A 16,754-nucleotide genomic window follows, 5' to 3' on the forward strand; every position below is an offset into this window, starting at 1 on the left:
GGACGCGCCGGCAACCCACCCGTCGCGTAGTTGCGACGAAGCAGCTAAAGTACGCCCATGAATTTCCGGGCAAACCCGATTTCCTGCAATGCCGACACCGGTTGGCGATGGTGGCGTGCCGCCATCGTCCCCGTCCCGTCGCATCTCCAGGAAATGCCCCATGACTTCGCACGACCCGTCCACGCCCGATAAATCTTCTGACCAGTTCGCCCGGCATGCTGCCGACGGCTACACCCGCATCCCGGTGGTGCGCGAGGTGTTTTCCGACCTCGACACCCCGCTGTCGGTGTACCTGAAACTCGCCGACGGCCCGCACACCTACCTGTTCGAATCGGTCGAGGGCGGCGAACGCTTCGGTCGTTACTCGATCATCGGCCTGCCGGCGACCCGCGTGTACGCGTTCGCCGGCCACACCCTGTACGTCACCGAGCACGGCGAGCTGGTCGAGGCGCGCGAGGTCGCCGATCCGTTCGCCGAGGTCGAGCGCCTGCGTACCCAATACACGGTGCCGAAGATCGACGGCCTGCCGGGTTTCACCGGCGGTCTGGTCGGCTGGTTCGGCTTCGAATGCATCCAGTACATCGAGCCACGCCTGGCCGGTTCGCAGCCCGGTGCCGCCCAGATGCCCGACGGCGCTCCCGTGGACGATGGCCCGGTGGACGAGCTGGGCACCCCCGACATCCTGCTGATGCTTAGCGAGGAGGTCGCGGTGTTCGACAACCTCAAGGGCCGGCTGTACCTGATCGTCCACGCCGACCCGGGCGAGCCACAGGCGTGCGCACGTGCCAACCGCCGGCTGGACCAGTTGGTCCACCGCTTGCGCAGCAGCGGCGCGGCGTACCCGGAAACCCTGGACCCCAATGGCCTGGACGAGGCCGATTTCGTCTCCGGCTTCACCCGCGACGGCTTCATCAAGGCGGTCGAGAAATCCAAGCAATACATCCGCGACGGCGACATCTTCCAGGTGGTGCTGAGCCAGCGCCTGAGCGTGCCATTCAAGGCCCGACCGGTGGACGTCTACCGGGCATTGAGGGCGCTGAACCCGTCGCCGTATATGTACTTCCTGGATGTGGGTGACATGCAGGTGGTCGGCTCCTCACCGGAGATCCTGGTGCGGTTGCAGTACGACGCTGCCGGGCAGGGCATGGTCACCGTGCGCCCGATCGCCGGCACCCGCCCGCGTGGCGCCACGCCGGCCGAGGACGACGCACTGGAGGCCGAGCTGTTGGCCGACCCGAAGGAGCGCGCCGAGCACCTGATGCTGATCGACCTGGGCCGCAACGATGTCGGCAAGGTCAGCCAGCCGGGCACGGTCGAGGTCGGCGAGCAGTTCGTGATCGAGCGCTACAGCCACGTCATGCACATCGTCAGCGAGGTCACCGGCACGTTGAAGCCGGGCCTGAGCTACGCCGATGTGCTGCGCGCGACCTTCCCGGCCGGCACCGTCTCCGGCGCACCGAAGATCCGCGCGCTGGAAGTGATCCGCGAGCTGGAGCCGATCAAGCGCAATGTCTACGCCGGCTCCATCGGCTACCTGGGCTGGCACGGCGACGCCGACACCGCCATCGCGATCCGCACCGCGGTGATTCAGGACGGCAAACTGCACGTGCAGGCCGGCGCCGGCATCGTGTACGACTCGGATCCGCAGAAGGAATGGGAAGAAACCATGAGCAAGGGCCGGGCATTGTTCCGCGCTGTAGCCGAAGCGGCGCGAGGGCTTTGACGTGCTGCTGATGATCGACAACTACGACAGCTTCACCTGGAACATCGTGCAGTACCTGCAAACGCTGGGGGCCGAGGTCAAGGTGATCCGCAACGACGAGCTGTCGGTGCCGCAGATCGCGGCGCTGGCGCCGGAGCGCATCGTGATCTCGCCGGGCCCCTGCACCCCCAACGAGGCCGGGGTGTCGGTCGATCTGATCCGCCAGCTCGGCCCGGGTACGCCGATCCTGGGTGTGTGCCTGGGCCACCAGTCACTGGGCCAGTGTTACGGCGGCGACGTGGTGCGGGCCAAGACGATCATGCACGGCAAGACCTCGCGCATCCGGCACGAGGGCAAGGGCGTGTTCGCCGGCCTGCCGGATGCCTATGAAGCCACCCGATATCACTCACTGGTGGTCTCGCGCGAGACACTGCCGGCCTGTCTTGAGATCACCGCCTGGACCGATCAAGCGGACGGCAGCTTCGATGAAATCATGGGCCTGCGCCACCGCGAGCATCCGGTCGAGGGCGTGCAGTTCCATCCCGAGTCGATCCTGACCGAGCACGGCCACGCGTTGTTGAAGAATTTCCTGGAGCGTTGAGCGTCATGCCGATTACCCCGCAAGAAGCCCTGCAGCGCGTGATCGAGCATCGCGAAATCTTCCATGACGAGATGGTCGATCTGATGCGCGCGATCATGCGCGGCGAAGTGTCTCCACTGATGACCGCGGCGATCATCACCGGGCTGCGGGTGAAGAAGGAAACCGTCGGTGAGATCGCCGGCGCCGCGCAGGTAATGCGTGAGTTCGCGCTGCCGGTCGAGGTCGCCGACCGCACCCGCCTGATCGACATCGTCGGCACCGGCGGCGACGGTGCCAACACCTTCAACATCTCCACCGCCAGCAGCTTCGTGATCGCCGCCGCCGGTGGCCGGGTGGCCAAGCACGGGGGCCGCAGCGTGTCGTCCAAGTCCGGCAGCGCGGATGCGTTTGAAGCGCTGGGCGCGGCGATCGAGTTGCAGCCCGCGCAGGTGGCGCAATGCATCGAGCGCACCGGCATCGGCTTCATGTACGCGCCGCTGCACCACCCGGCAATGAAGGTGGTCGCGCCGGTGCGTCGCGAGATGGGCGTGCGTACGTTGTTCAACATCCTCGGCCCGCTGACCAATCCGGCCAATGCACCGAACATCCTGATGGGCGTGTTCCACCCCGACCTGGTCGGCATCCAGGTCCGGGTGCTGAAGAAAATGGGTGCGAAGCGGGCATTGGTGGTGTGGGGTCGCGACGGCATGGACGAACTGTCACTCGGCGCCGGCTCGCTGGTGGGCGAATTGCGCGACGGTGAGGTGCGCGAGTACGAGGTGCACCCCGAGGATTACGGCATCGCGATGGCGGCCAGCCGCAACCTGCAGGTCGCCAACCCGACCGAGTCGAAGGACATGTTGTTGCAGGCGCTGGACAACGTCGATGGCCTGCCGCGTGAGATCGTCGCCCTGAACGCCGGCGCGGCGCTGTATGTCGCCGGCGTCGCCGAGAGCATCGGCGACGGCATTGCACTCGCACGTCAGGCGATCGCGTCCGGCGCCGCGCGCGCCAAGTTGGACGAGTTCGTGACCACCACTCGCGAACTCGCGGGACAATAAGACCGCATCGCCATTCCCACCCCCACACCGTCATTCCCGCGAAGGCGGGAATCCATGGACGTCCGCGCGGCCTCCCACCCACGCAGGCGTGACAGCAGCACCGGAGCCAGCAACACGCAATGACCGACATCCTGCAAAAAATCCTCGCCCGCAAGCATGAAGAGATCCTCCAGCGCAGCCAGATCCGCGCGCTCGACAGCGTCCGCGCGCGCGCCGCCAACCAGCCGCCGACGCGAGGCTTCGTCGATGCGATACGGCGCAAGCACGAGGCGGGGGAGGCAGCGGTGATCGCCGAGGTCAAGAAAGCCAGCCCGTCCAAAGGCCTGATCCGCAAGGATTTTGATCCCGCTGCGATTGCCCGCAGCTACGAAGCAGGCGGTGCTGCCTGTTTGTCCGTCCTCACCGACGTCGATTTCTTCCAGGGCAGCAACCGCTACCTCGGCGAAGCGCGCGACGCCTGCGCCCTGCCGGTGCTGCGCAAGGACTTCATCGTCGACCCGTACCAGGTCTATGAGGCGCGCATGATCGGTGCCGACTGCATCCTGCTGATTGTCGCCGCGCTGGAGGACGGGCCGCTGGTGGAGATGGCCAACCTCGCCCACGAGCTGGATATGGACGTGCTGGTCGAAGTCCACGACATCGACGAGCTTGAGCGCGCGCTGCAGGCCGATTGCGAGTTGATTGGCGTCAACAACCGGGACCTGCGCACGTTCGAGGTGTCGCTGGACACCTCGCTGCAACTGAAGGACATGGTGCCGCCGGACCGGACCATGGTCACCGAGAGCGGCATCGCCAGCCGCGACGACGTGGCGCGGTTGCGCGGCGCCGGCATCCACACCTTCCTGATCGGCGAGTCGTTCATGCGCGAGCGCGACCCGGGTGCGGCCCTGCAACGGATGTTCGCGCCGTGACCCTCGCCCGTCCCGCGCCGCACGCCGCGACTCCCGGCGGCCGCGAGGACGCGCCACTGGTGGTGTTCGATTTCGACCACACGCTTTACGACGGGGATTCCGGCGGCCATCTGTTCCGCTGGCTGATCATGCGCGACTGGTGGCGGATCGCCTTGGCGGCGCTGATCGCACCAGTGTTCGGGCCGATGGTCGCGCTGCTGCCAACGCGCCGGGTCGGGATTTCCGGCTTTGTCTGGGCCGGAACGGTCGGCCTGCACCGGCGTCGCGACCTCGACATCGAAATCGATCGCTACGTCCAGATCCATGCCGCGCAACTGCAGGCGCGGCTGTTGCCGGTCGCGCTGGACGTGTTGCAGGCGCACCGCACGGCGGGCGACCAGGTGGTGATTGCCACGGGCGCGCCGCCGGAGCTGGCCCGCGCGATCCTCGCCTTCGTCGCCCACCAGGACCTGCCGGTGGTCGGCACCCTGGTCGGTCCGCGGCTGGGAGGAATCGGTGCCAAGCGCCATTGCCATTCGGAAATGAAGATGACGATGCTGCGCGAGGCGGGGTTTACCGCGCCCGTCGCGATCGCCTATTCCGACAGCAGCGCCGACCTGCCGCTGCTCAAGGCCGCGCAAAGCCCCGTCGTGGTGAACCCCAAGCAGAGCCGGGTGGCGATGTTCCGCCAGGTGCTAACGGCCGGTACGCCGATCCTCAACTGGGGTTGCGCGGACCGCGGCGGCGATCCGGTTCCGCCGCGCGACGCGGCGTTGCCGTAAGACCGGCGTCAGCGCGTGCCGTACAGGACCACGGTCTTGCCGCGTGCATGCAACTTGCCGTCGATCTGCAGCTTCTTCAGCACCCGGCCGGCCATCTCGCGCGAGCAACCCACCAGGCGCGAAAGCTCCTGGCGGGACACGCGTAGCTGGGTGCCGTCGGGGTGCGTCATCGCCTCGGGTTCCTTCGCCAGGTCGTGCAGGGCGCGGACGATGCGGTCGGTGACGTCGAGGAATGCCAGGCTGCCGGCCTTCCTGCTGGTATCGAGCAAGCGCTGGGAGATCTGCGATGCGATCGCGTACAGCAGTTTTGGTGCGTCGGGAGCCAGTCGTGACAGCAGCAGGTCGTAGACGCGCTCGTGGCCGATTTCCGCCAGCTCGCAGGGCGTGCGGGTGCGCAGGATCACTTCGCGCCGATCGCTCTCGACGAACAATCCCAGCTCACCAACGAACTCGCCGGGACCGAAGTACCCCAGCACCAACTCGCGGTCGTCGTCTTCCTCGGTGATGATGCTGACCGAGCCGGAGACGATGTAATACAGCGTGCTGGCCGGGTCGCCGGGACGGAATACATCCGTTCGTGACGGATAGCGTCGGCGGTGGCAGTGGGCGAGGAAGCGTTCGATGGTCGCGCCATCGGGAGTCAACGGGCTATGGGTTCGGCGCAATGCAGTCACAGGGTCTACCGGGTTGGCTGACATGTCAGTTGGGTTCAGATTATCAACCGGAGCTTAGGATGAACTGGCGCTAAGTAGCAAACCTTGACGCAAATTGGCAGCTCGGCCGGGTGAATCGGGGCTGGCTGCCGGGCCGGCTGCGTTTCAACGCGGAGACAATTGCCGCATAATCCGCCGTTCCTGTCGTGTCCGGGTCATGCATAGTGGTCAAGCCGTTGCCGCGCCTGAGGTTGCAGGGTTTCAACAACCTCACCAAAGCGCTCTCGTTCAACATCTATGACGTCAGCTTTGCCGCCTCCGAGGAGGAGCGGCAGCGCTACATCGAGTACATCGACGAGGAATACAACGCCGATCGCCTGACCCAGATCCTGACGGATGTGGCGGACATCATCGGTGCCAACATCCTCAACATCGCGCGTCAGGACTACGACCCGCAGGGCGCGTCGGTGACGATCCTGATCTCCGAGGAGCCGGTGGTCGACAAGTCCGATGCCAAGGGCGTGATCTCCGAGGCGGTGGTCGCGCACATGGACAAGTCGCACATCACCGTGCACACGTATCCGGAGACGCATCCCGACAACGGCATCGCGACCTTCCGTGCCGACATCGACGTGGCGACCTGTGGGGTGATCTCGCCGCTGAAGGCGTTGAACTACCTGATCGAGAGCCTGGAGTCGGACATCGTGGTGATGGACTACCGGGTGCGCGGCTTCACCCGCGACATCAAGGGCAAGAAGCACTACATCGACCACCGGATCAATTCGATCCAGGACTACCTGGCCAAGAACATCAAGTCGCGCTACGAGATGCTCGACGTGAACGTTTATCAGGAAAATATCTTCCACACCAAGATGCATCTGAAGGACTTCGACCTTGATCAGTACCTGTTCGAGGAGAAGGCGCGCAACCTGTCATTCAAGGAGCGCATGAAGATCGAGGCGCGGCTCAAGCGCGAGATCGAAGAGCTGTACCACGGGCGCAACCTGGTCGATTGATCCGTTGGAACCACGCGTGTACCAAGCGAAGGGTCGGCACTGCCGGCCCTTTTGCGTTGATGCGGTTCAGATCCGGTAGGCGATCGTCTTCATTACCTTGGATGCGGCGGCCATGATGCTCGGGATCGGCGGCGGCAGGATTCGCGCGCCGGCGGCTTCGGCGTTGTCGGCGTGACGGGCTTCGTCGGCCTTCATCACCTCCAGGATGGCGCGGCTGCGGGCGTCTTCAGGCGGCAGCGATTGCAGGTGCTCGTCGATATGCGCCTCGACCTGGCGCTCGGTCTCGACCACGAAGCCCAGGTTCCAGCCATCGCCGCGCAAGCCGGCCAGTACGCCGATGGCGTAACTGCCGCCGTACCACAGCGGGTTGAGCAGGCTGGGACGGTCGTCGAGCTCGCGCAGGCGGTCACCGCACCAGGCCAGATGATCGGTTTCTTCCTGCGCCGCTTCCAACAGGTGCGCCCGCGTGGCGGGATCGCGGGCCACGGCCGCCTGGCCGCAATACAGTGCCTGCGCGCAGACCTCGCCGACGTGGTTGACCCGCATCAGTCCGGCGGCATGGCGACGCTGGGCATCGTCCAGCACGACTTCCGGTTCGCCGGCACCCGGGTTGGGCCGCATCGCCGGCGGCGCACCGAACACGGTTTCCAGCGCGCGCTGGGTGTCGTCGATAAAGCGATCAATGGCGGTCAGGCGGCGTGCGTTCATGCGGTCGATTCCAGTCGAGCGAGCTGTGGGGGCTTTTTGCCCGTCATTCCCGCGCAGGCGGGAATCCATGGACGTTAGCCCATTGAAGTGCAAAGTCCATGGATCCCCGCCTGCGCGGGGATGACGATGTTTCATTTCCAGGGCGAGGTTGTCAGCGCGATGGATTCCCCCTGCGCGGGAATGACGGATGAGCGTTTGTTGCGCGATATCACGCTAATGTTTGAGGTCGTGACATCGCCCGGCACAACCAACGCGTCGGCAAGGAACGCCAACGGATGCTGCACCTCCAGGGCGGTGCCGCCGGCCAGGTGCAGCCGGCAACCGATGTTGGCGCTGAGCAGGCGCGTGGCGCCACTGGCGGCCAATTGGGCCAGCAGCGGCTGGCGGTACGAAGCGGCGCGGTCGGGGTCGGTCAGCATCTGGCTGCCGGCCGCGCCGCAACAGCCGTAGCCGGCGTCGAGCTCGACCACCACCAGCCCCGGCACCCGGGCCAGCAAGCGTCGCAGCGCGGGCACGGTGCCGACCACGTTGCGCTGGGTGCAGGGCAGGTGCAGGCCGATGCGTTCTCGGCGCTCGGCAAACGTCAACCGTTCCCGGTGCTCGTCCAGGAAAGCCAGCGCATCCACGGCCGTCCCGTCCAGCGCGCCGGCCACCGATTCGTGGCAGCCGCTGGCCAGTGTGAGCACCCGCGGGTAGCCGGCGAAGGCAGTGTGGTTGATGGCCGACAGTCGCGACGCCTGGGCGAGGTTGCCGGCGTGGGCATGGATCGCGCCGCAGCATGTCTGCCCCGCAGGCGTCACCAGGTCGATCGACAGCGCCGCGCATAGTCGGCCCAGCGCGGCACGGACATCCGCTTCATACGCATTGGCAACACAGCCGACGAACACGGCGACAGGAGCGTGGGCGCCGGGGTGTTGGCGATCTCCGCGATCAGATCCAGGCTCGAGCCATCCGGCAGCCGCATGTCGGTCAGGCACAGGCCGTACTGATTGCGTGCCAGCTGGGTCATCGATCGACGAGGCGACGGACGCCGCGGTGGGTGGATTGGTGGTGGATGGATCGGGGCGTGGCGGACGTGGCAATACCCGCAGTCCGGTCGGAAGCAGGCGATGGATGCGCCGATACATGCCGAGCAGGCCGGTCAGCAGGCGCGGCCGTGCGGTAAGTGCTTCCAGCAGGCGCTGCAACAGGTTGGCGCCGCGTCGCTGGCGCTGGCGTCCGCGCGCGGTGACCAGCAGCGCGCCATACTCCACGCCCGCCGGGCACACCGCCTCGCAGGCGCGGCACGCCAGGCAGTGGTCAAGGTGGTCGTCGCCGGTCGCGCCCGGCTCGATGGTTTCCAGCGCCCAGGCGCGTACCAGTGCGATGCGGCCGCGCGGGGATTCCGCCTCCAGTCGATCGCGTGCATAAGTCGGGCAAACCGGCAGGCACAGCCCGCATTGCACGCAACGGTCGGCCAACGCTACCAACGGGTCGACGGCAGGCGGACGGTTGGCAGCGAGCATGACGGTGATGCTAACATGGGCGGTCCGGCGACTTGCGGTGCGCCGCCGGTCCCGCTATCATTCCGCCTCTTTCGTTCCGCACTTAGGTGCGAGGCGAGAATTCCGCACTCCAACGCGTGGCGAAATTCCGGACCTGTCGTTGACCGCCTACGCAGTCGACCGCCGGAATCAGCCCGACCAGGTACCTATAGATATAGCCATGAAGACCTTTACCGCCAAGAACGAGACCGTCCAGCGCGACTGGTACCTGGTCGACGCCGCCGGCAAGACCCTCGGCCGCCTGTCCGCTGAACTGGCCCACCGCCTGCGCGGCAAGCACAAGCCGGTGTACACCCCGCACGTCGATACCGGCGACTACCTGGTAGTCATCAACGCCGAGAAGATCGTGGTCACCGGCAACAAGCTGGCCGACAAGAAGTACCACCGGTTCACCGGCTACATCGGCAACCTGAAGACCGAGACCCTCGCCCAGGCGCTTGAGCGCCATCCCGAGCGCGTCATCGAGATCGCGGTCAAGGGCATGCTGCCGAAGAATCCCCTCGGCCGCGCCATGTACCGCAAGCTCAAGGTCTATGCAGGCCCCGAGCATCCGCACACCGCCCAGCAGCCGCAGCCGCTGGATATCTAAGGGCACCGATATGGCAATCCAGCAGAATTACGGCACCGGCCGCCGCAAGTCCTCCACCGCCCGCGTGTACCTGCGCAAGGGCGAGGGCAACATCACCATCAACAAGCGCACGATCGAGGAGTTCTTCGGTCGTGAGACGGCGCGCATGATCGTGCGCCAGCCGCTCGAGCTGACCCAGTCGATCGACAAGTTCGACGTCAACGTCACCGTTGCCGGCGGCGGCACCACCGGCCAGGCCGGCGCGATCCGCCTGGGCATCTCCCGTGCGCTGGTCGAGTACGACGAGTCGTTGAAGTCCGAGCTGCGCAAGGCCGGTTTCATGACCCGCGACGCACGCGAAGTCGAGCGCAAGAAGGTTGGTCTGCACAAGGCCCGCCGTGCGACCCAGTTCTCCAAGCGTTAGTTTTTAGCGTTACAATCTGCTTCATAGCCCCGTCGCCAAGCGGTAAGGCATCTGCCTCTGACGCAGACATTCGGTGGTTCGAATCCATCCGGGGCTGCCATACCAACAAAAAACCCGCCTTCGCCGGCGGGTTTTTTGTTGCCCGGTGAAGGCGGTTACAATTGAAACCATCGCGCGCAGGCGCTGCACTCAAGGAGATCCCGATGAAGCTTGGTTCGCTGAAAGAAGGCGGTCGTGACGGCACCCTGGTGGTGGTTTCGCGCGATCTCAAGCACGCGGTTCGTGCGACCGGAATTGCCGACACCCTGCAGCGCGCCCTTGAAGACTGGAGCAACATCGCCCCGCGCCTGAGCGCGCTGTCGGAGGCGTTGAACGCCGGCAATGCAGAGGCCGCGTTCGAGTTGGACACGGCCCAGTTGGCGGCGCCGATGCCGCGCGCCTACGAGTTCGTCGATGGCAGCGCCTACCTGCCGCACGTGGAGCGCGTGCGCCGGGCGCGTGGAGCGGAGGTGCCCGAGAGCTTCTACACCGACCCGCTGATGTACCAGGGCGTGAGCGCCGGCTTCCTCGGCCCGCGCGATCCGGTGCGGGTTCCCAGCGAGGAGCACGGCATCGACCTGGAAGCCGAACTGGTGGTGGTCACCGACGACGTGCCGATGGCGGTGACGCCGGAGCGGGCGGCCGGGCACATCCAGTTGATCGGCCTGATCAATGACGTCTCGCTGCGCAACCTGATCCCGGGTGAGCTGGCCAAGGGCTTCGGCTTCCTGCAATCCAAGCCGCGCTCGACGCTGAGCCCGGTGCTGGTGACCCCCGACGAGCTGGGCGACAACTGGCGCGACAGCAAGCTGCATCTGCCGATGCTGACCCACGTCAACGGCAAGTGGTTTGGTGCGCCGTTGGCCGGTGTCGACATGCAGTTCAACTTCGGCCAGCTGGTCGCCCATGCGGCCCGGACCCGGCCACTTTGCGCCGGTGCGATTGTCGGCTCGGGCACCATCGCCAACGAGGACACCAGCCTGGGTGCATCGTGCTTTGCCGAGCTGCGCACGGTGGAGACCCTGCGCGATGGCAAGCCGACTACGCCATTCATGAGCTTCGGTGATACGGTTCGCATCGAGATGCTGGATGCCAACGGTGACAGTATCTTTGGTGCGATCGATCAACGTATCGAGCGCTACGACGGCTGACCGGCGGTCGCGCGCCGGTTCTTTCGGCCGGTGCGCAACGCGCAGGCCGTCAGGCGGTCGGCGCGCGCAATCAAGCAGCGCAGGCTCAACCAGGGCGCAGCAGCAGGGATGTCGACGATGCGAGGTGGGGAAGAAATGGCGGATCAACTACAGCTGTATTCCTACTGGCGCTCCAGCGCCGCCTACCGCGTGCGTATCGGGCTGAACCTCAAGGGCCTGGTATACGAAACCGTGCCGGTGCATCTGGTTCGCGATGGCGGCCAGCAACACACGGACAGCTATCGCCAGCTCAACCCGCAGGAGCTGGTGCCGGTGCTGATGCACGGTGACCGGGTCCTGCGCCAGTCGGTCGCCATCCTTGAATATCTCGATGAGACCTGGCCGGCACCGGGCCTGTTGCCCGCCGGCAGCCGCGACCGCCAGCGCGTGCGCGCGATCGCCCACGCGGTGGCCTGCGATATCCATCCGCTCAACAACCTGCGGGTACTGCAGTACTTCGACCGGACCTGGAACGTGCCACCACCCGAGCGCGACGAGTGGGTAAGGCATTGGGTCGTCGACGGATTTTCCGCGATCGAGGCCATGTTGAATGACCATCCAGCCACAGGTGAGTTCTGCGAAGGCGACATCCCCGGCATGGCCGATTGCTGCCTGATCCCGCAGGTCTACAACGCACGGCGGTTTGGCGTGGATGTCAGCCAGTTCCCGACCATCGCCCGGATCGACAAGGCCTGCCTGGCGTTGCCCGCATTCGACCGGGCGCGCCCGGAATTGCAGCCCGACGCCCCGCAGCCGAACTGAGCCGGCGGCGGCCGGCAGCAGCACCTCCCCGGCATTCCAAGGCCCCCGCAGCTCCAAGGCCCGTCGTCCCAAGACCCCGTCATTCCAAGGCCCCGCCATTCCAAGGCCCCGCCATTCCAAGGCCCTGTCATTCCCGCGAAGGCGGGAATCCATGGACGTTCGTGCTTGACGGGTCAAAGTCCATGGATCCCCGCCTTCGCGGGGATGACGTTATGGGGTGACGACGGTTGCGGGGATGACGACCCGCAGGGATGACGAACCGTTACCGGAGATAACGGCAGCTACGCCCCCCCTAGCTGGAAAACACCTCGGCGTACGGGTCGTGTTCCTCGCCAGCGCCTTCCGACAGGCGGAACTTCAGCGCCAGGCCGTCGCGTGAATCGGCGGCCTGCAACGCTTCCTCCAAGTCGATCAGGCCCGACTTCTGCAGCCGGAACAGGCACTGGTCGAAGCTCTCCATGCCGGCCTCCAGCGACTCCTCCATCGCCTGCTTGATCTCGTGGACCTGGCCGCGACGCATCAGGTCGCGGATGTGCGGCGTGTTGATCAGCACCTCGGCCGCGGGCAGTCGGCGCCCATCGGTGCCGATCACCAACCGCTGGGAAACCACGGCCTTGAGGTTCAAGGCGAGGTTCATCAGAACGTTCTTGTGCGCGCCCTCGGGGAAGAAGTTGAGGATGCGCTCGATCGTCTGGTCGGCGTTGTTGGAGTGCAGCGTGGCCAAGCATAGATGCCCCGTCTCCGCGAAGGAGATCGCCGCCTCCATGGTGGTCTGGTCGAGGATCTCGCCGATCAGGATCACATCGGGCGCCTCGCGCATCGCGTTTTTCAGTGCGCTCTGGAAATCATGGGTATCCAGACCCACCTCGCGCTGGTTGACCAGTGAGCGCTTGTGCCGATGCAGGTACTCGATCGGATCCTCGATGGTGAGGATATGGCCGGAGACGTTGCTGTTGCGGTGGTCGATCATCGACGCCAGCGTGGTCGACTTGCCCGAGCCGGTGGAACCTACGATCAGCACCAGCCCACGTGGCTCCAGGATGATGTTCTTGAGCACCTGCGGCAGCTGCAGCTCCTCGATCGACGGAATCACGCTGCGGATCGCGCGGATCACCATGCCGACCTCGCCACGCTGCTTGAACACGTTGATGCGGAAACGGCCCGTGTCGGGCAGCGCATAGGCCATGTTCAGCTCCAGCTCGCGCTCGAACTGGGGCACCTGGCCCTCGCCCATCAGCGAGTAGGCGATCTTCTTGACCAGCCCCGATGGCAAGCCGGTATTGCCCAACGGATGAAGCCGTCCTTCGATCTTGATGTACACCGGCGCGCCGGTGCTCAAGAACATATCCGACGCATTCTTCTCCGTCATCAGCTTCAGAAAATAGCCGATGTCCATGCACGCACTCCCCGTTTACCTGGCGTATTGTTGCATCCCACGCGCAGGCCTGATCACAATGACCCGCGACAGACTATTGCCACGGCCCCCATATGCATCCCAGCTTCGCACAAATCCGTCCCCTGCTACTGGGCACAGTTCTCGCTTGCGCACTTGGCGCATGCGCGACCTTGCCTCCGCCGAGCGCCGAACTCAATAGCGCCCAGCAAGCGGTGGTGCGCGCGGCCGGCGCCGACGCCGACCAGTACGCCGATGAGCAGTTGGCGCTGGCCCGCGACGGATTGTCCCGGGCCCAGCGTGCCATGGCCGAGGGCAAGCACGATGTCGCCCGCGCACTGGCCCTGGCGTCGCAGTCCGACGCGGACCTGGCGTACGCGCTGAGCCGCGAGGCCTTGGCCAAGACCGAGCTGGCCCAGCGCCAGGCCGAAGTCGATCGCTTGCGGCAACGTGTTGAAGGAGGCCGTGGCCAATGAAACTCCAGACATCCGTGCTGTTTACCGCCCTTGCGCTCGCCGCCGGCCTGGCCATCGCGCCGGCCCACGCCCAGGACAGCCAGATCGCCCAGTTGAACCAGCAGTTGGCCAGTCTCGATGCCGATCCGGGCACCGCCTCGTTGGCGGCATACGAGCGGCTGCAGGCGCGACAGGCCATCGAAACGCTCGCCAACGCCCGCAGCAGCCAGGCCGACGGCGCCCGTTACGTCGCCGAGCGACGGGTGCGGATTGCCGAGGTGGCGGCGCGTACCGCGGCGATGGAGCAGCAGGTCCGCGAACTGGATCGTGAGCGCAGCGAGCTGTTGGTCGAGGCCAGCCGTCGCGATGCGGCCCAGGCCCGTGCCGAGGCCGAGCGCCTGCGCGTCATGACCCAGATCCAGGCCGAAGAGGCCGCCCGTCTGCGCCAGCAAACCGTCAGTGACGCCGACGCCATGGCGGACGTCGAAACCGCGTTGAAAGACGTGGCCGGCGCCCAGGCAGCCCGACTCAAGGCCGCCCGAGCGCGCGAAGCCGAACTGGCTCGCCAGGAAGCGGAACTGATGAACGAACAGCCGGAAGAAGACCAATAGGGAAGGCCTGATGTCTTGAGGTTCCCGCCTCCATCGTCATCTCCGCCCACATCGTCGTTCCCGCCTCCATCGTCGTTCCCGCCTCCATCGTCATTCCCGCCTCCATCGTCATTCCGCCTCCATCGTCATTCCGCCTCCATCGTCATTCCGCCCCACATCGTCATTCCCGCGAAGGCGGGAATCCATGGACGTTAAGGCCTGACAGTCAAAGTCCATGGATCCCCGCCTTCGCGGGGATGACAGTGGAGAGCGGGGATGACGGTGCATAACTGAGACCGCTTCCGCACTGCATAGCCTTCCGCGATATTGTCAAAATATCGTTATTCATCAATCACTTGGTTAGGTGAAGGCGTGCGGTGGCGCGGTTTCCCGGTGCCGCGGCATGCCAGTGGCCGCATTCAGTAATCCGAGCCGCCGTTACACCTCCAAATGACCCTTGCCGAGCTTCCGGGGCTGGAGTAGGGTCAGTTATCCAGGCAGCGGCTTCCCCGCCTGCGATGAGCCCCGCAAATGAAGCAGATTCCCGATCCAGACAGCGCAACGGCGTACAGAGCCGCCGCCGTCTGTGTGATCCCGCGACACCCCATGACGACACCCCATGACGCCTCGGCCAACCGGTCGGGGCGTTTGTTCATGTGCTGATGAAGGAGGCTTCAATGTTCGATGACCAAGCGCAGCCGGAAATAGAGGCATTGATCAACGCCAATCCCGAATTCAAACAGCTCTACCAGCGCCACAAGAAGCTCGACAAGAAGGTGATGGACGCCGAACTGGGCGTATCGGCGGTCGATGACGTCACCCTGACCCAGATGAAGCGGGAGAAGCTTGCGGCCAAAGATCGGCTCAGTCGGATGTACGCCTCCCAATAAGCGACAACGTTGTATCGGGCCGTGGGCGGTGGTGGCCATCCTCGTCGGTCGCCATCGCCCGCATCCCTTAGAATCACTGGTATCTGCCGCATCCGACGGCGCCAGGGTTCTTTTCCCGCATGTCCATCTCCACCTCCGTACTCGACCTGGTCGGCAACACCCCGATCGTCAAGGCCCAGAATCTCGACACCGGCGTCTGCGAGCTGTACTTCAAGCTTGAATCGCAGAACCCGGGCGGCTCCATCAAGGACCGCATCGGCCTGCAGATGATCGACGCCGCGCAGGCCCGCGGCGATATCAAGCCCGGTGACATCCTGGTGGAAGGCACCGCCGGCAATACCGGCCTGGGCTTGGCGCTGGTGGCCCGGCAGCGCGGCTACAAGCTGATCCTGGTCGTGCCCGACAAGATGAGCCGGGAAAAAATCTTCAACCTCAAGGCGATGGGTGCGCAGGTCGTGCTGACCCGCTCGGACGTGGCCAAGGGCCACCCGGATTACTACCAGGACCTGGCCGAGCGGCTCGCGCGCGAGACCCCGGGCGCTTACTTCATCAACCAGTTCGGCAACCCCGACAACCCGGCAGCGCACGAGCAGGGCACCGGGCCGGAGATCCTCGCCCAGATGGCGGAGGTTGGCGGCCTGGACGCGGTGGTGTTCGGCTGCGGCAGCTCCGGCACCATGACCGGCCTGTCGCGCTGCTTCGCCGAAAAATCCCCCCATACCGAGTTGATCCTGGCCGATCCGGTCGGCTCGATCCTGGCCGAGTACATCAACGAAGGCACCCTCAGCGACAAGTCCGCCAGCTGGATGGTCGAGGGCATCGGCGAGGACTTCCTGCCGTCCATCTCCGACTTCAGCCGGGTCACCAAGGCGTATGCGATCAGCGACAAGGAAAGCTTCCTGACCGCGCGCATGCTGCTGGAGAACGAAGGCATCCTGGCCGGCTCATCCACCGGTACCCAGTTGGCTGCCGCGCTGAAGTACTGCCACGAGCAGACCACGCCGAAACGGGTGCTGGTGCTGGTCTGCGATACCGGCAACAAGTACCTGTCGAAGATGTACAACGACTACTGGATGATCGACAACGGCTTCCTGGAACGCGAGCAGCACGGTGACCTGCGCGACCTGATCGTGCGCCCGTTCTCCCAGCGCGACACCGTGGTGGTCGGCCCCGACGATTTGCTGGTCACCGCCTACCAGCGCATGAAGCTGTACGACGTCAGCCAGCTGCCGGTGATGGCCGACGACCAGCTGGTCGGGATCATCGACGAGTCCGACGCCCTGCTGCACGTCTACGGCGACGAGACCCGCTTCCGTGACCCCGTCTCCACCGCGATGGTCAGCAAGCTCGACACGATCGACATGCGCGCGCCGATCGAGTCCCTGCTGCCGGTGTTCGATCGCGGCCACGTGGCGATCATTGCCGATGGCGAGCACTTCCTCGGCCTGATCACCCGGATCGACCTGCTGAACCACTTGCGACGGCGGGTGGAGTAGGCGTGGGCAGG

Annotated in this window: 18 protein-coding genes and 1 tRNA gene; 15 read left to right on the forward strand and 4 right to left on the reverse strand. The window is 65.5% G+C overall.

Translation table 11 applies throughout. From position 1 onward, the window contains the following. Positions 1–160: 160 nt before the first annotated feature. The 5 genes from trpE (at position 161) to ACW7G1_RS02800 (ending at position 5,015) form a co-directional block, all read left to right on the forward strand. Positions 161–1,723: an anthranilate synthase component I gene (gene trpE / locus ACW7G1_RS02780; RefSeq protein ID WP_456978239.1), complete on the forward strand. Its 1,563-nt coding sequence runs from the start codon at positions 161–163 to the stop codon at positions 1,721–1,723. Between the two features lies 1 nt (position 1,724). Continuing rightward, positions 1,725–2,303: an anthranilate synthase component II gene (locus tag ACW7G1_RS02785; RefSeq protein ID WP_456978240.1), complete on the forward strand. Its 579-nt coding sequence runs from the start codon at positions 1,725–1,727 to the stop codon at positions 2,301–2,303. 5 nt (positions 2,304–2,308) lie between these two features. Next, positions 2,309–3,343: an anthranilate phosphoribosyltransferase gene (gene trpD, locus ACW7G1_RS02790; protein WP_456978241.1), complete on the forward strand. Its 1,035-nt coding sequence runs from the start codon at positions 2,309–2,311 to the stop codon at positions 3,341–3,343. 119 nt (positions 3,344–3,462) lie between these two features. Continuing rightward, the gene (gene trpC, locus ACW7G1_RS02795; RefSeq protein WP_456978242.1) at positions 3,463–4,254 is read left to right on the forward strand and encodes an indole-3-glycerol phosphate synthase TrpC; all 792 of its coding nucleotides are present in this window, start codon (positions 3,463–3,465) and stop codon (positions 4,252–4,254) included. Then, positions 4,251–5,015, forward strand: a complete 765-nt coding sequence (locus ACW7G1_RS02800) for a haloacid dehalogenase-like hydrolase (RefSeq protein WP_456978243.1) — start codon at positions 4,251–4,253, stop codon at positions 5,013–5,015. The genes trpC and ACW7G1_RS02800 overlap by 4 nt, the downstream gene beginning before the upstream one ends. An 8-nt stretch (positions 5,016–5,023) precedes the next feature. Here the strand turns inward: ACW7G1_RS02800 and crp are convergent, their stop codons facing one another. Then, a complete protein-coding gene (gene crp, locus ACW7G1_RS02805; protein WP_456978244.1) occupies positions 5,024–5,713 on the reverse strand; it encodes a cAMP-activated global transcriptional regulator CRP in 690 nt (229 codons plus the stop codon). 179 nt (positions 5,714–5,892) lie between these two features. Here crp and speD point away from each other — a divergent pair, with 179 nt between their 5' ends. Then, positions 5,893–6,684: an adenosylmethionine decarboxylase gene (gene speD / locus ACW7G1_RS02810; protein WP_456963025.1), complete on the forward strand. Its 792-nt coding sequence runs from the start codon at positions 5,893–5,895 to the stop codon at positions 6,682–6,684. 66 nt (positions 6,685–6,750) lie between these two features. Here the strand turns inward: speD and coq7 are convergent, their stop codons facing one another. After that, complete coding sequence (coq7, locus tag ACW7G1_RS02815) at positions 6,751–7,392, reverse strand: 2-polyprenyl-3-methyl-6-methoxy-1,4-benzoquinone monooxygenase (RefSeq protein ID WP_456978246.1); 642 nt, start codon at positions 7,390–7,392, stop codon at positions 6,751–6,753. A 131-nt stretch (positions 7,393–7,523) separates the two neighbouring features. Then, complete coding sequence (locus ACW7G1_RS02820) at positions 7,524–8,897, reverse strand: (Fe-S)-binding protein (protein ID WP_456978247.1); 1,374 nt, start codon at positions 8,895–8,897, stop codon at positions 7,524–7,526. Positions 8,898–9,096: 199 nt separating this feature from the next. On the opposite strand from ACW7G1_RS02820, the gene rplM reads away from it, so the two are divergent. The 5 genes from rplM to maiA all read left to right on the forward strand — a co-directional run bounded on the left by rplM (position 9,097) and on the right by maiA (position 11,919). After that, on the forward strand, positions 9,097–9,525 hold the full coding sequence (gene rplM, locus ACW7G1_RS02825) for a 50S ribosomal protein L13 (protein WP_456962456.1): 429 nt from the start codon (positions 9,097–9,099) through the stop codon (positions 9,523–9,525). 10 nt (positions 9,526–9,535) lie between these two features. Continuing rightward, positions 9,536–9,928, forward strand: a complete 393-nt coding sequence (rpsI, locus tag ACW7G1_RS02830; RefSeq protein WP_456978248.1) for a 30S ribosomal protein S9 — start codon at positions 9,536–9,538, stop codon at positions 9,926–9,928. Between the two features lie 25 nt (positions 9,929–9,953). Next, positions 9,954–10,028 (forward strand) — tRNA-Gln (locus ACW7G1_RS02835). A gap of 103 nt (positions 10,029–10,131) precedes the next feature. Continuing rightward, entirely contained in the window at positions 10,132–11,118 is a 987-nt protein-coding gene (locus ACW7G1_RS02840) for a fumarylacetoacetate hydrolase family protein (protein WP_456978249.1), read from the forward strand. 135 nt (positions 11,119–11,253) lie between these two features. Beyond that, positions 11,254–11,919: a maleylacetoacetate isomerase gene (maiA, locus tag ACW7G1_RS02845; protein WP_456978250.1), complete on the forward strand. Its 666-nt coding sequence runs from the start codon at positions 11,254–11,256 to the stop codon at positions 11,917–11,919. Between the two features lie 292 nt (positions 11,920–12,211). Here the strand turns inward: maiA and ACW7G1_RS02850 are convergent, their stop codons facing one another. Continuing rightward, entirely contained in the window at positions 12,212–13,315 is a 1,104-nt protein-coding gene (locus tag ACW7G1_RS02850) for a PilT/PilU family type 4a pilus ATPase (RefSeq protein WP_456978251.1), read from the reverse strand. Positions 13,316–13,485: 170 nt separating this feature from the next. Here ACW7G1_RS02850 and ACW7G1_RS02855 point away from each other — a divergent pair, with 170 nt between their 5' ends. The 4 genes from ACW7G1_RS02855 to ACW7G1_RS02870 all read left to right on the forward strand — a co-directional run bounded on the left by ACW7G1_RS02855 (position 13,486) and on the right by ACW7G1_RS02870 (position 16,743). Continuing rightward, positions 13,486–13,788: a DUF4398 domain-containing protein gene (locus ACW7G1_RS02855; protein WP_456978252.1), complete on the forward strand. Its 303-nt coding sequence runs from the start codon at positions 13,486–13,488 to the stop codon at positions 13,786–13,788. After that, entirely contained in the window at positions 13,785–14,378 is a 594-nt protein-coding gene (locus ACW7G1_RS02860; RefSeq protein WP_456978253.1) for a hypothetical protein, read from the forward strand. The genes ACW7G1_RS02855 and ACW7G1_RS02860 overlap by 4 nt, the downstream gene beginning before the upstream one ends. 656 nt (positions 14,379–15,034) lie before the next feature. Next, positions 15,035–15,247, forward strand: a complete 213-nt coding sequence (locus tag ACW7G1_RS02865; protein WP_456962448.1) for a YdcH family protein — start codon at positions 15,035–15,037, stop codon at positions 15,245–15,247. A 119-nt stretch (positions 15,248–15,366) separates the two neighbouring features. Further along, positions 15,367–16,743: a pyridoxal-phosphate dependent enzyme gene (locus ACW7G1_RS02870; protein WP_456978254.1), complete on the forward strand. Its 1,377-nt coding sequence runs from the start codon at positions 15,367–15,369 to the stop codon at positions 16,741–16,743. Positions 16,744–16,754: the final 11 nt, after the last annotated feature.

Source organism: Lysobacter sp. A378 (assembly GCF_054052125.1).

Bases quoted from the DNA above. Each gene is read 5' to 3' on its own strand.
- ACW7G1_RS02865 (WP_456962448.1), top strand. From the start codon at position 15,035: ATGTTCGATGACCAAGCGCAGCCGGAAATAGAGGCATTGATCAACGCC.
- trpC (WP_456978242.1), top strand. From the start codon at position 3,463: ATGACCGACATCCTGCAAAAAATCCTCGCCCGCAAGCATGAAGAGATC.
- coq7 (WP_456978246.1), bottom strand. From the start codon at position 7,392: ATGAACGCACGCCGCCTGACCGCCATTGATCGCTTTATCGACGACACC.
- rplM (WP_456962456.1), top strand. From the start codon at position 9,097: ATGAAGACCTTTACCGCCAAGAACGAGACCGTCCAGCGCGACTGGTAC.
- ACW7G1_RS02850 (WP_456978251.1), bottom strand. From the start codon at position 13,315: ATGGACATCGGCTATTTTCTGAAGCTGATGACGGAGAAGAATGCGTCG.
- trpE (WP_456978239.1), top strand. From the start codon at position 161: ATGACTTCGCACGACCCGTCCACGCCCGATAAATCTTCTGACCAGTTC.
- rpsI (WP_456978248.1), top strand. From the start codon at position 9,536: ATGGCAATCCAGCAGAATTACGGCACCGGCCGCCGCAAGTCCTCCACC.
- trpD (WP_456978241.1), top strand. From the start codon at position 2,309: ATGCCGATTACCCCGCAAGAAGCCCTGCAGCGCGTGATCGAGCATCGC.
- crp (WP_456978244.1), bottom strand. From the start codon at position 5,713: ATGTCAGCCAACCCGGTAGACCCTGTGACTGCATTGCGCCGAACCCAT.
- ACW7G1_RS02820 (WP_456978247.1), bottom strand. From the start codon at position 8,897: ATGCTCGCTGCCAACCGTCCGCCTGCCGTCGACCCGTTGGTAGCGTTG.
- ACW7G1_RS02870 (WP_456978254.1), top strand. From the start codon at position 15,367: ATGTCCATCTCCACCTCCGTACTCGACCTGGTCGGCAACACCCCGATC.
- ACW7G1_RS02840 (WP_456978249.1), top strand. From the start codon at position 10,132: ATGAAGCTTGGTTCGCTGAAAGAAGGCGGTCGTGACGGCACCCTGGTG.
- maiA (WP_456978250.1), top strand. From the start codon at position 11,254: ATGGCGGATCAACTACAGCTGTATTCCTACTGGCGCTCCAGCGCCGCC.
- ACW7G1_RS02860 (WP_456978253.1), top strand. From the start codon at position 13,785: ATGAAACTCCAGACATCCGTGCTGTTTACCGCCCTTGCGCTCGCCGCC.